This is a genomic window from Nocardioides faecalis, assembly GCF_018388425.1.
GTDB lineage: Bacteria > Actinomycetota > Actinomycetes > Propionibacteriales > Nocardioidaceae > Nocardioides > Nocardioides faecalis.
In genome coordinates, this window is record NZ_CP074406.1 from 254,687 (window position 1) to 266,737 (window position 12,051).

Annotated in this window: 10 protein-coding genes; 9 read left to right on the forward strand and 1 reads right to left on the reverse strand. The window is 73.7% G+C overall.

What is annotated here, in order from left to right; genetic code table 11:
* The first annotated feature begins 4 nt into the window (after window positions 1-4).
* Genes KG111_RS01125 through KG111_RS01150 form a run of 6 tightly spaced genes read left to right on the forward strand, consistent with a single transcriptional unit; the run spans window position 5 to window position 7,146 of the window.
* Window positions 5-1,384: a zinc ribbon domain-containing protein gene (locus KG111_RS01125; protein WP_205292498.1), complete on the forward strand. Its 1,380-nt coding sequence runs from the start codon at window positions 5-7 to the stop codon at window positions 1,382-1,384.
* Window positions 1,384-2,580, forward strand: a complete 1,197-nt coding sequence (locus KG111_RS01130) for an acetyl-CoA acetyltransferase (protein WP_205292499.1) — start codon at window positions 1,384-1,386, stop codon at window positions 2,578-2,580. Before KG111_RS01125 ends, KG111_RS01130 begins: the two co-directional genes overlap by 1 nt.
* Window positions 2,577-3,491 (forward strand): SDR family NAD(P)-dependent oxidoreductase, encoded by a 915-nt coding sequence (locus KG111_RS01135; RefSeq protein WP_205292500.1) that lies wholly within the window; start codon window positions 2,577-2,579, stop codon window positions 3,489-3,491. Before KG111_RS01130 ends, KG111_RS01135 begins: the two co-directional genes overlap by 4 nt.
* Before the next feature lie 40 nt (window positions 3,492-3,531).
* On the forward strand, window positions 3,532-4,050 hold the full coding sequence (locus KG111_RS01140; RefSeq protein ID WP_205292501.1) for a VOC family protein: 519 nt from the start codon (window positions 3,532-3,534) through the stop codon (window positions 4,048-4,050).
* Window positions 4,037-5,605 (forward strand): class I adenylate-forming enzyme family protein, encoded by a 1,569-nt coding sequence (locus KG111_RS01145; RefSeq protein ID WP_205292502.1) that lies wholly within the window; start codon window positions 4,037-4,039, stop codon window positions 5,603-5,605. Before KG111_RS01140 ends, KG111_RS01145 begins: the two co-directional genes overlap by 14 nt.
* Window positions 5,602-7,146, forward strand: a complete 1,545-nt coding sequence (locus KG111_RS01150) for a class I adenylate-forming enzyme family protein (protein WP_205292503.1) — start codon at window positions 5,602-5,604, stop codon at window positions 7,144-7,146. The genes KG111_RS01145 and KG111_RS01150 overlap by 4 nt, the downstream gene beginning before the upstream one ends.
* A gap of 55 nt (window positions 7,147-7,201) precedes the next feature.
* On the opposite strand, the gene KG111_RS01155 is transcribed toward KG111_RS01150, so the two are convergent.
* Window positions 7,202-8,191: an MBL fold metallo-hydrolase gene (locus KG111_RS01155; RefSeq protein WP_205292504.1), complete on the reverse strand. Its 990-nt coding sequence runs from the start codon at window positions 8,189-8,191 to the stop codon at window positions 7,202-7,204.
* 70 nt (window positions 8,192-8,261) lie between these two features.
* Between KG111_RS01155 and KG111_RS01160 the strand changes: the two genes are divergently transcribed.
* Genes KG111_RS01160 through KG111_RS18415 form a run of 3 tightly spaced genes read left to right on the forward strand, consistent with a single transcriptional unit; the run spans window position 8,262 to window position 12,011 of the window.
* The gene (locus KG111_RS01160; RefSeq protein WP_205292505.1) at window positions 8,262-9,791 is read left to right on the forward strand and encodes an AMP-binding protein; all 1,530 of its coding nucleotides are present in this window, start codon (window positions 8,262-8,264) and stop codon (window positions 9,789-9,791) included.
* 27 nt (window positions 9,792-9,818) lie between these two features.
* Window positions 9,819-10,973 (forward strand): acyl-CoA dehydrogenase family protein, encoded by a 1,155-nt coding sequence (locus tag KG111_RS01165; protein ID WP_205292506.1) that lies wholly within the window; start codon window positions 9,819-9,821, stop codon window positions 10,971-10,973.
* 15 nt (window positions 10,974-10,988) lie between these two features.
* The gene (locus tag KG111_RS18415; RefSeq protein ID WP_205292507.1) at window positions 10,989-12,011 is read left to right on the forward strand and encodes an acyl-CoA dehydrogenase family protein; all 1,023 of its coding nucleotides are present in this window, start codon (window positions 10,989-10,991) and stop codon (window positions 12,009-12,011) included.
* Window positions 12,012-12,051: the final 40 nt, after the last annotated feature.

Here is a 12,051-nt window from a genome sequence, read left to right on the forward strand (position 1 = left end):
CCACATGCCCGAAGCGAACGGGATCGGAGCCTACGCGGCGTACCTGCCGTCGTACGTGCTCACCGACAACCAGATCGACGGTGCCCGGTCCGCGCGGCCCGGCGGGCCCGCCCGCAGCGTCGCCGCGTACGACGAGGACAGCGTCACCATGGCGGTGGAGGCCCTGCGTGGCCTGGTCGATGAGACCACCCGCGGCCCGCTGCTGCTCGCCAGCACCTCGGCGCCCTACGCGGTGAAGACGTCGGCCGGGATCGTGCACGCCGCGCTCGGCCTCGACCCGTCGGTGAGGGCCACCGACCTGCACGGCCACCGCGCCGGCGCCACCGCGCTGGACCTGGTGCTCCGGCTGGGTGCCACCGCGGCCGCCTCCGACCTGCGCGGCACCCGGCCCGGCGCCCCGGACGAGCTGGCCCAGGGTGACGCCGCCGCCGCGTTCGCCCCCGGCGACGCGGTGCGGCTGCTCGCCTCCGCCGGACGCACCACCGAGCTGCTGGAGCGCTGGCGGCTGCCCGGCGAGCAGCACGACCGGGTGTGGGACGAGCGGTTCACCGCCGAGGTGCTCGTCGAGGCCGCGTCGGCGGCCGCCTCCGCCGCGCTGGCCGAGGCCGGCGTCGAGGCCGTGGACCACGTGGTGGTCTCCTCCAGCAACGCCCGTGCCGCCGCCGCGCTGCGCCGCCGCCTCGGCGGCAGCGGCGCCGACGCCGCGGTCGAGCGACAGGTCGGCTTCACCGGCGCCGCGCACCCCGGCCTGCTGCTCGCCGCGACCCTCGACGTCGCCGAGCCCGGCCAGACCGTGCTGCTGCTCTCGGCCACCGAGGGCGCGGACGCGTTCGTGCTCCGGGTCGCCGACGGCATCGAGGACGCCCGCCGCAGCCCCGCCGTCGCCGACCAGCTCGCCGGCCGCGCGAGCGTGGGCTACGGCCGCTACCTGCGCTGGCGCGGGCTGCTCGACGTGCAGGGTCCTGCTCGCCCGGCGGCCCCGGCGCCCGCCGCCCCGCCGATGTACCGCCGCGAGGGCTGGAAGTACCGGCTCGAGGGCAGCCGGTGCGAGGCCTGCGGCGCCGTGAGCACCCCGCCCAGCCGGGTCTGTGCCGGCTGCGGCACCCTCGGCGGTGACGGCACCGGCAAGGTCTCGCTGCGCGACGCCTTCGCCACCGTCGTCTCGGTGACCGAGGACCACCTCACCACCATGCCCGAGGCCTCGGTGGCCGTGGTCGTCGCCGACGTCGAGGGCGGCGGCCGGCTCACCGGCTACGCCACCGACATCCGGCCGAGCGAGGTCCAGGTCGGGATGACGGTGCGGCCGACGTTCCGCCGCATGTGGACCACCGACGGGATCCACAACCACTTCTGGAAGCTTCGTCCCTGGGAGGGCAACCGCTGATGAGCGCCAAACCGATGTTCCACGACGTCGCGATCGTGGCGATGGGCTGCACGCCGTTCCGCGACCACTGGAGCTCGTCGGCCGACGACCTGCTGGTGGACGCGGTCCAGGCCTGCCTGGAGTCCAACGACAAGATCACCCTGGACGCCGTCGACGCGTTCTGGGTGGGCACCCAGGGCTCCGGCATGTCCGGGCAGACCCTGGCCCGTCCGCTGCGGCTGACCGGCAAGCCGGTGACCCGGGTGGAGAACTACTGCGCGACCGGCTCCGAGGCGTTCCGCAACGCGGCCTTCGCGGTGGCCTCCGGCGCCTACGACATGGTGATGGCGACCGGTGTGGAGAAGCTCAAGGACTCCTCGCAGTCCGGCCTCTCCGCGGTCTTCCCGCCCGCCGACGGCAGCGACGTCGACTGGACCGCCCCGGCCGGGTTCTCCCTGCTGGCCCCCGCCTACGCCGCGGCGTACGGCGTGACGCAGCCCGACCTGCGCTCCGCGCTGACCCACGTGGCGGTGAAGAACCACGCCAACGGTGCGCTCAACCCGCGCGCGCAGTTCCAGAAGCCGATCACGCCCGAGGTCGTCGAGAAGGCGCCGCCGATCGCCGGCATGCTCGGCGTCATGGACTGCTCCGGCGTCTCCGACGGCGCCGCGGTGGCGGTCGTGGTCCGCGCCGAGGACGCCTACAAGTACACCGACAAGCCGGTGTTCCTGCACGGGATGTCCTTCATCGCCGGCTCCGGCGACGGCCTGGCCACCGACGGCTACGACTTCACCACCTTCCCCGAGGTCGCCCAGGCCGCGGCGCAGGCCTACGAGCAGGCCGGCGTCACCGACCCCGCCACGCAGATCTCGCTGGCCGAGGTGCACGACTGCTTCACCCCGACCGAGATGGTGCTCATGGAGGACCTCGGGTTCTCCGAGCGCGGCAAGGCCTGGCGCGACATCCTCGACGGCCGCTACGACCTCGACGGCGCGCTGCCGGTCAACACCGACGGTGGCCTGAAGTCGTTCGGACACCCGATCGGTGCCACCGGGTTGCGGATGATGTTCGAGTGCTTCAGCCAGCTGCGCGGCGAGGCCGGTGAGCGCCAGGTCGACGGCGCCCGGTTGGCGCTGGCCCAGAACCTGGGCGGCCAGCCCGGATCCTGCGTCGCCTTCGTGGCGGTGCTCGGCAACGAGGAGCCGGTGCGCGCATGAGCAGCTCGAGCAGCTTCGTCTCCTACGACGGCCGCGTCGTCGTGGTCACCGGTGCCGGCAACGGCATCGGCCGGGCCCACGCCCTCACCCTCGCGAGCCGCGGCGCCCGCGTCGTGGTCAACGACCTCGGCGGCGCCGTCGACGGCAGCGGCACCTCCGGTGCCGCGCAGCGCGTGGTCGACGAGATCGTCGCCGCCGGGGGAGAGGCCGTCGCCTCCACCGACTCGGTGGCCACCGTCGAGGGCGGCCGTGCCCTCATCGACACCGCGATCGAGGCCTGGGGTCGGGTCGACGCGGTCATCCACAACGCCGGCATCCTGCGCGACCGCTCGTTCGCGAAGATGGAGGACGCCGACGTCACGTCGGTCCTCGACGTGCACCTCGGCGGGGCGTTCAACGTGTTGCGCCCGGCCTGGCCGCACATGGTCGAGGCCGGCTACGGCCGGATCGTGCTGACCACCTCCAGCTCGGGCCTGCTCGGCAACTTCGGCCAGTCCAGCTACGCCGCGGCCAAGGCGGGGCTGATCGGGCTGATGAACGTGCTGGCCCTGGAGGGCGCCCGCAGCGGGATCCTGGTCAACGCGATCTCCCCGACGGCTGCGACCCGGATGACCGAGGGCCTGCTCGGCGAGCTCGCCGAGCGGTTCGACCCCCAGCACGTGGCCGCCGTGGCGACGTACCTCGCCTCCGAGCAGTGCGAGCTCGACCGCACGATCCTCACCGTCGGTGGGGGCCGGGTCGGCCGGGTCTTCATCGGCGTCACCCCCGGCTGGTACGGCGGTCGCGAGCCCGCCACCCCCGACGACGTGCTCGACGCGATCGGCGAGATCACCTCGCTGGACGACTTCATCGTCCCCAAGGGCGGTGCCGACGAGATCGCGCTCATCCAGCAGGTCCTCGGCTCCGACTGAGCCGGGCCGGCAGAACCAGGCCAGAACCAGGAAGGCGAACATGCCAGTCAGCGAAGTCCACCACGTGGCGATGACGGTCTCCGACGTCGAGCGCGCGGCGGCGTTCTACGAGCAGGCGCTCGGCTACACCCGGACCCTGCGCTCCGACGTCGGCGGTCCCGGCATCGAGACCTCCCTCGGCCTGCCCGAGGGCACCACCGGCAAGGTGCAGTACCTGCAGGGCCCCAGCCAGATCGGCCAGCTCGAGCTGATCGAGTGGAACGGCCAGACCCAGCGGACCAGCACTGCGGGCCACCTCGAGCTGGGCACCTTCCTGCTGAGCTTCCAGGTGCCGGTCGAGGAGATCGAGGAGCTGCACGACCGCGTCGCCGCCCTCGGCGGGGAGTGCCTGACCCGGCCGAACCGGGTGCTGCTGGAGAACTACGGCTACATCACCGCGTTCGCCGCCCGCGACCTTGACGGCAACCTGCTGGAGTTCGTCAGCCTGCCCAGCCGGGAGGAGATCCGAGCCTTCCGGCGCGGTGTCGCGGCGGCGGTGAGCGCCCGTGACGACGGCTAACTTCGCGGAGGTGCTGCGCGGCCAGGCGCTGCGGCGCGGGCAGCGCGAGGCGCTCGTCGACGGCGAGGAGCGCTGGACCTACGCCGAGCTCGACGCCGACGTCGACCGGCACGCCGCCGCGCTGCTGGCCGCCGGCGTCACCCCCGCCGACCTGGTCGGCATCCTGGGCCGCAACAGCGCGACCTACCTGCTCGAGCTGCTCGCGCTGGCCCGGATCGGGGCGATCGCCGTGCCGCTGAACTGGCGGCTGCACCCCAGCGAGCAGAGCTACGTGCTGCGCCAGGCCGGCATCACCGCCCTGGCGTACGACGACGAGTTCGCCGGCCTCGTGCGCGAGGTCGACGCGGACCTCCCGCTGCGCGTCCTCGTCTCCCACGGCGACGTGCTGGAGCGCGGCGCCCTCCGGCTCACCGACCTGTTGGCCGCGGTGCCGGCCGGCACCCGGGTGCCGGACGCGGAGAAGGACCGCGACGACGTGCACCGGCTGCTCTACACCTCGGGCACCACGGCGCACCCCAAGGGCGTGATCCACACCTGCGCCAACGTGGCCGCCAACCACCGCGCCCAGGTGCTCGAGCTCGAGCTGACCCAGGCCGACCGGATCCTGCTCTCCGCGCCGATGTTCCACGTCTCCGGCCTCGAGGCGCCCGGCCTGGCCACCTTCGTGGCCGGGGCGACGCTGGTGGTCGCGCCGACCACCAGCCCCGCCGACATCGGCCGGCTGGTGGAGACCGAGCGGATCACCGGTCTGGTGCTGGCCGCCCAGATCCTGTTCGGCATCCTCGAGGCGGACCCCGCCCCGGACCTGTCCTCGCTGCGCTACCTGCTCTTCGCCGGCGTCGCGCCGAGCGTGCGCCGCCAGGTCAAGGAGCGGCTGCCGCACGTGCGCACCGTGGACACCTTCGGGATGACCGAGCTGTGCAACGGCGTGGCCTACATGGATGCCGCGCACGAGGTGGAGAAGCTCGGCGCGCTCGGTGCTCCCTTCCCCGGGGTGCACATCCGGGTCGTCGACGAGGACTTCCGCCCGGTGCCGCCCGGCGTCGAGGGCGAGATCGTGGTGCGCGGCGAGAAGGTCTCGCCCGGCTACTGGCGCGACGAGGAGGCCACCCGGCGCTCGCGCCGCGACGGCTGGTTCCTGACCGGCGACGTCGGCCGCCTCGACGCCGACGGCTATCTGTGGTTCGTCGACCGGCGCGCGGACCTGATCAAGTCCGGCGGCGAGAACATCGCCAGCGCCGAGGTGGAGCGGGTCGTCGCCTCCCACCCCGGGGTCGCGGAGGTCGCCGTCGTCGGCGTGCCCGACCCGCGCTGGGACGAGGTGCCCAAGGCGTGGGTCGTCGCCCGGCCCGGCAGCGGGTTGACCGAGGACGACGTACGCACCCACTGCGAGGCGAACCTGGCCCGCTACAAGGTGCCCAAGCACGTCGAGATCGTCGAGGCGCTGCCGCGCAACGACTCCGGCAAGGTGCTCAAGAAGGTGCTGCGCCAACAGGGGACCGCCAGCGCCGGAGCCGCCGGGAGCGCTGAGCTCGCGGGGGGAGCGGGCCGGTGAGCACCGCGAACCTGGCCCGCGTGGTCGGCGGCAACGCGGTGCGCTTCGCCGAGCGCACCGCCCTGGTCTTCGCCGAGCGTCGCTGGACCTACGCCGAGCTCGACCGCGACGTCTCCGCGCTGGCCGCCGGGCTGCGCGAGGACGGCGTCGGCCGCGGCACCCGGGTCGCCGTCGTCGCCGACAACGTCCCCGAATTCCTGCTGCTGGCGATGGCGCTGAGCCGCCTCGGTGCGGTGCTGGTGCCGCTCAACTACCGGCTCACCGCCGCCGAGCTCGCCCACCTGCTCGGCCACGCGCAGGTGCAGGCGGTGGCGACGGTCCCCGAATTCGCCGCGCTGACCGCCGAGGCCGCCGCCGCGCTGCCGGGCGTGCGCCGCTACGGCCTGGAGGAGATCGACGAGGGCTGGGCGAGCATCCCGCGGATGGTCGAGGCCCACCGCGGTGCGGTGGTCGCCGACGTCGCGCTCGGCGACGACGATCTGCAGCGGATCGTCTACACGTCCGGCACCACCAGCCTGCCCAAGGGCGTGCTGCTCACCCACGGCAACGTGCGCGCGAACATGCACGCCCAGGTGGTCGAGCTCGGCCTGCGACCGAGCGACCGGATCCTCAACTTCGCCCCGCTCTACCACGTCGGCGGCACCGACCTGCCGGGCTTCGCGATCTGGCACGTCGGCGGCACGATGGTGCTCCAGCGCCGGGTGCAGCCGCACGCCATCCTCGCCGCTATCGAGGACGAGGGCATCACCGGGATGGTGCTGGCGGCGACGATGCTCGACATGGTCCGTCGTGCGGCCGAGGAGCGCTCGGCGGACCTGCGCAGCGTGCGGTGGCTGATCTTCTCCCAGGTCACCCCGGCGCTGTTCCGGGTCGCCCGCGAGCTGTTCGGGCACGCCCGGCTGATCGAGGGCTACGGCCTGACCGAGACGTGCAGCGGGCTGACCTACCTCGACGAGGCGCACATGGAGACCAAGCAGGGCTCCGTCGGGCTGCCGGTCGCCTGGGTCGACGTCCGGGTGGTCGACCCCAGCGGTGCGGACGTGCCGCCGGGCGTCGAGGGTGAGGTCGTCGCCCGCGGTCCCAAGGTCAGCCCCGGCTACCTGGACGACCCGGCCGCCACCGCGGCGGCATTCCGCGACGGCTGGTTCCACACCGGCGACATCGGGGTGCGCGACGCCGACGGCTACCTCTACATCCGCGACCGGATCAAGGACATGATCCGCTCGGGCGGAGAGAACATGGCCAGCGCCGAGATCGAGAACGTGCTCGCCGACCACCCCGACGTCCTCTCCGTCGCCGTCGTCGGCGCCCCGGACCCGCGCTGGCAGGAGGTGCCGGTCGCCTTCGTCGTGGGCCGGCCCGGCCTGGACCCCGCCGACCTGGTGGCCAGCGCCGACGGACGGCTGGGCAGGTTCAAGCTGCCCAAGGCCGTGTACGTCGTCGACGAGCTGCCCACCAACCCGTCCGGGAAGGTGCTCAAACGGGACCTGCGCGAGCGGCTCGCCGGGCTGGAGCCCGACTGGCGCTACGCCCCGGCCTGACCCGCCCCGCCTGACCCCGCCCAGACCTCGAGTCCCAGAGCTCGAGTCCCAGACCTCAGCCCCCGGCGAGCAGCGCCGCGGTGTGCATGAGCGCGAACCGGCGGGTGCCGTGGCCGAGGTCCTCCCACGGCTTGGCCCACCTCAGGTGCGGCGCCACGTCCCAGGCGCTCGCCCCGGCGCCGTGGGTGGCGGCCACCTCGAGCGCGCGCTCCCGCTCGCCCGCGTGGTGCTCGAGCAGCTCGGTGGCCCGCTCCGCGACGTCGCGGTAGGCGTACTGGTGCGCGGGTGCGGCGGCGTGCACCTCGCCGTGTGCGGCCAGGTCGCGGATCCGGGTGAGCGTGGCGAGCAGGTCGCGGGCCGGTGCGTCGCCGGGCAGGCTCGGGATGGCGAGCTGGGTGGGGCCCTCGGGCATCATCGTGTCGCCGGTGAGCACGACCCCGTGGGCGACGTGCACGGTGTGCCCGGGGGTGTGCCCGGGGGTGTGCAGGACGCGCACCACGAGGTCGCCGTAGGTCAGGTCGGTGTCGCCGTCGAGGATCCGGTCGGGAACCAGGTCCTCGGCGTGGTGGGCGACCTTGACCGCTTCGTCGTACATCCGCTGCGCGGTCTCGGCGGGCACCCCGGCGGCCGGCAGCGCCCGGCGCAGCTGGTCCAGGAAGCCGCCGCGGCCGATCGCGCGCTGGTGGTCGAAGTCGTCCTCGCGGTGGATCACCACCTCCGCGCCCGAGGCCTGCCGCACCCGGTCGGCGAACCCGACGTGGTCGGGGTGGTTGTGGGAGAGCAGCACCGCGCAGATCTCCTCGACGCCGAGGCCGAGCGTGGCCAGGCCGTCGCGGAACGCGGTCCAGCAGCCGGGGTGCTCGTAGCCGGCATCGACGAGCACCAGGCCGGCGCTCGACTCGAGCAGGTGCACCGTGACCGAGCGCAGCGGGCTGCCGTGCAGCGGGACCGGCACCGCCCACACGCCGTCGACGACGGCGCCGGGGCTCGCGACCCGCCGCTCCCGGTAGGTGCGCGCCTCGATCTCGTGGAGGGGTATGGACATCGGTCGAGCTCCCGTCTAATGTTGTGGCACAGAACATACCGAACGGTCGGAATCAAGTTCAAGGAGTGCGATGGACCAGGGGCAGGTGGGCTTCCGGCGCTGGGCGGTCGCCCAGCCGCAGGCGCGCGCAGTCATCACCGCGGACGACCGCGAGGTGACCTACGGCGAGCTGTTCGCCGAGGTCAACCGCATCTCGCACGGCCTGCGCGCGCACGGCGTGGCCGAGGGCGACACGGTCGCGTGCGTGATGACCAACAGCGTCGGCATGGTCGCGCTCTACCTCGCCGCGATGCAGTCCGGGATCTACCTGGTCACGGTCAACTACCACCTCACCGCGCCCGAGATCGCCTACATCCTCGGTGACAGCGCGGCCCGCGTCGTGGTGTGCACCGACCGGGTGCAGGACACCGTCGCCGCCGCGGCCGCCGAGCACGGCGTCCCCGTCTTCGTGGACGGCGAGGCGAGGGCCGGGCGGCCGCTCGCCGAGCTGACGGACCAGATGCCCGCGACCAGCCCGGAGACGACCCCGGCCGGCTCGCTGATGATGTACACCTCCGGCACCACCGGCCGGCCCAAGGGCGTCAAGCGCCCGCTCAGCGGCGTCGACGCCGACACCGGCGCGCAGACCTACGTGTGGCTGTTCAAGGAGTTCGGCATGGAGCGCGAGGCGTTCGGCGCCTGGCTGGTCTCCGCGCCGATGTACCACTCCGCCAACATCACTCCCGCCATGGGCGCGCTGCACGCGGGTGGGACGCTGGTGCTCATGGACGGCTGGACCCCCGAGGGCTTCCTGGCCCGGGTCGCCCAGCACGGGGTCACCGGCTCCAGCATGGTGCCCACCCACTTCTTCCGCCTCCTGCAGCTGGCCGACGACGTGCGCACGTCGTACGACGTCTCCTCGCTGCGCTACGTGCTGCACGGCGCCGCACCCTGCCCGATCGAGGTCAAGCGGCGGATCATGGACTGGTTCGGCCCGGTCGTCTACGAGTACTACGGCTCCACCGAGGTCGGCACCACCATCGCCCGCCCGCATGAGTGGCTGGCCCACCCCGGCACCGTCGGCCGGCCGGCGTCGATCTCCACGCTGAAGATCCTCGACGCCGCGGGCGAGGAGGTGCCGACGGGGGAGACCGGCATCGTCTACATGCGCCAGGGCGAGGACCGCATGGAGTACCACAACGACCCGGACAAGACCGACGGCTCGCGCCGCGGCAACCTGCTGACCGTGTGGGACGTCGGGCACGTCGACGCCGACGGCTTCCTCTACATCACCGGTCGCGCGGCCGAGCTGATCCTGGTGGGCGGCGTGAACGTCTACCCCGCCGAGATCGAGGCCGCGCTCATCGAGCACCCCTGGGTCGCCGACGTCGGGGTGGTGGGTCGTCCCGACGACGAGTACGGCGAGGTGCCGGTCGCGCACGTCGCGACCACCGCGCAGGCCCCCGACGCCGACGCCGTGACCGCCGCGCTGCGCGAGCACGTGGCCGCCCGGCTGGCCGGGCCCAAGCATCCCCGGGAGTACGTGGTGCACCGGGCGCTCCCACGCGACCCCAACGGCAAGCTCTACAAGGCGCGGCTCGCCGACGCCACCCCGGCGTGAGCCGGCCAGCACGAGGGAAGGGTGCAGATGGACTTCGACGACAGCACTGAGGACCGCGCGTTCCGCGAGGAGGTGGGGGCCTGGCTGGACCGGGCGCTCGCCGACGTCCCGGACCAGGAGGAGCTCTCCCAGGACGAGCGCGAGGCCTGGTCGCGGACCTGGCAGGACCGGCTCTGCGAGGCCGGCTGGGCGGGCCTGTCCTGGCCGGTCGAGCACGGTGGGCGCGGCATGGACGCGCTCGCGCAGGCGATCTTCAACGAGGAGGCGGCCAAGCGCGGCGCGCCGTACCCGCTCAACGGCGTCGGCATGATGCTCGCCGGGCCGACGATCATCGCCCACGGGACCGCCGAGCAGCAGGCCCGCTACCTGCCGGGGATCCTGTCCGGTGAGACGTACTGGTGCCAGGGCTTCTCGGAGCCCGGCTCGGGCTCCGACCTCGCCAGCCTGCGCACCTCGGCGGTCAAGGTCGACGGCGGCTGGCTGGTCAACGGCTCGAAGATCTGGACCTCGAACGCGCACAACGCCTCGATGTGTCTGCTGCTGGCGCGCACCGATCCGGACCCGGCCAACAAGCACGGCGGGATCTCCTACCTGCTGGCGCCGATGGACAGGTTCACGGTCAAGCCGCTGGTGATGATCAACGAGGACACCGAGTTCAACGAGATGTTCCTCGACGACGTCTTCGTCCCCGACTCCGACGTCCTCGGTGGCGTCGGCAACGGCTGGAAGGTCGCCCTGACCACGCTGGCCTTCGAGCGCGGGAGCATGGCCCTGAACCTGTGGGTCTGGGCCCGCCAGGCGGTGGACCGCCTGGTCGACCTGGCCCTGGAGCGCGGCAGGTGCGACGACGAGGCCTTCTGGGACTCCGTCGGCGCGCTGCAGTGCGACGCCGAGGCCGTGCGGATCGGCTCGATGCGCATGGTCGCCGAGAGCCAGGCCGGCGGCATCCCCGGCCCGGAGACCTCCGCGCTGAAGAGCCTGTGGGCCGGCGTCGTGCAGAACGCCAACCGCATGGCCGTGCAGCTCGACGAGGCGGGCGGCGTCCTCCTCGACGGCGACGGTGCCGCCGCCCGGATGCGCCGCTACCTGCGTGCCCGCGCCCACACGATCGAGGGCGGCACCGAGGAAGTCCAGAAGTCCATCCTCGCGGAGCGGGTCCTCGGCCTGCCCCGCTCGCGCTGAGCAGGAGTCCGGCAGATGCACGCAACCTTCACCCGGGACCAGCAGGACATCGCGGCCACCGTGCGCGCGATGGTCGGCGATGAGAAGACCGGCGCCCGCGCCGCGCTCGACGAGGGCTGGTCCGCGCCCTCGTGCGACGCCGCGCTGCTCGAGGGCTTCTCCGGCCTCGGCGTCGCCGAGTCCGCCGGCGGGCCCGGCTCCTCGCTGGTCGACCTGCTCGTCGCCGTCGAGGCCCTCGGCGCCTCGCTCGTCCCCTCCCGCTTCGCCGCCCACGCGGCCGCGATCCAGCTCCTCGCCGGGAGTGGCGAGGTGCCGGAGGCCGCCCTGGAGGGCCAGCAGGTGCTCACCGGCGCGGTCGTCGTGCCCGGCGCGGCCGGCTGGGCCCCCACCGCCGGCGGTACGACGACCCGGACCCTGGTCGCGCACGCCGAGTCCGCCGACGCGTTCGTCGTCGCCGGCACCGACGGCGTCCGCCTCCTCGACCGCGCCTCGGTCGAGGTGCGGCAGCGCGAGTCGTTCGACCCGGCCGTGCCCCTGGCCGACGTCACGCCCACCGCGGACGGCGAGCTCGCCGGGGCGGGGGAGGCCGGCCTGCAGCGGGCCACCCTGGTCGCCGCCGCCGAGCTGAGCGGCGTCGCGCAGGGCGCGATCGACCTCGCCGCCGAGTACGCCCGCAACCGGCACCAGTTCGGCCGGCCCATCGGCTCCTTCCAGGCGGTCGCCTTCCAGCTCGCCGAGGCGGTCGCGGTGCGCAAGGCGGCCTGGGACCTGTCCCTGTACGCCGCGTGGGCCGTCGACAACGCCCGCCCGGACGCGGCGATCCAGGTGCACGCGGCCAAGGCGGCCGCGGGCAAGGCCGCCGTCTTCGCCGCCGAGCGCTGCATCCAGGTGCACGGCGGCATGGGGATCACCCGCGAGGCGGACCCCCACCTGTTCCTGCGCCGGGCGCTCGTGCTCGACGCGTCGTACGGCACCGGTGCCTGGCACCGACGCCGTACGGGTGCGCTGCGGGTCGCCGACCGCCGCGCGTCCGCCTGATCAGGCCGCCTCGGCCACTCGTCCCCCCAGTCCCAAGGGC

Bases quoted from the DNA above. Each gene is read 5' to 3' on its own strand.
- KG111_RS01125 (WP_205292498.1), top strand. From the start codon at position 5: ATGCCCGAAGCGAACGGGATCGGAGCCTACGCGGCGTACCTGCCGTCG.
- KG111_RS01160 (WP_205292505.1), top strand. From the start codon at position 8,262: ATGGACCAGGGGCAGGTGGGCTTCCGGCGCTGGGCGGTCGCCCAGCCG.
- KG111_RS01135 (WP_205292500.1), top strand. From the start codon at position 2,577: ATGAGCAGCTCGAGCAGCTTCGTCTCCTACGACGGCCGCGTCGTCGTG.
- KG111_RS01155 (WP_205292504.1), bottom strand. From the start codon at position 8,191: ATGTCCATACCCCTCCACGAGATCGAGGCGCGCACCTACCGGGAGCGG.
- KG111_RS01130 (WP_205292499.1), top strand. From the start codon at position 1,384: ATGAGCGCCAAACCGATGTTCCACGACGTCGCGATCGTGGCGATGGGC.
- KG111_RS18415 (WP_205292507.1), top strand. From the start codon at position 10,989: ATGCACGCAACCTTCACCCGGGACCAGCAGGACATCGCGGCCACCGTG.
- KG111_RS01165 (WP_205292506.1), top strand. From the start codon at position 9,819: ATGGACTTCGACGACAGCACTGAGGACCGCGCGTTCCGCGAGGAGGTG.
- KG111_RS01140 (WP_205292501.1), top strand. From the start codon at position 3,532: ATGCCAGTCAGCGAAGTCCACCACGTGGCGATGACGGTCTCCGACGTC.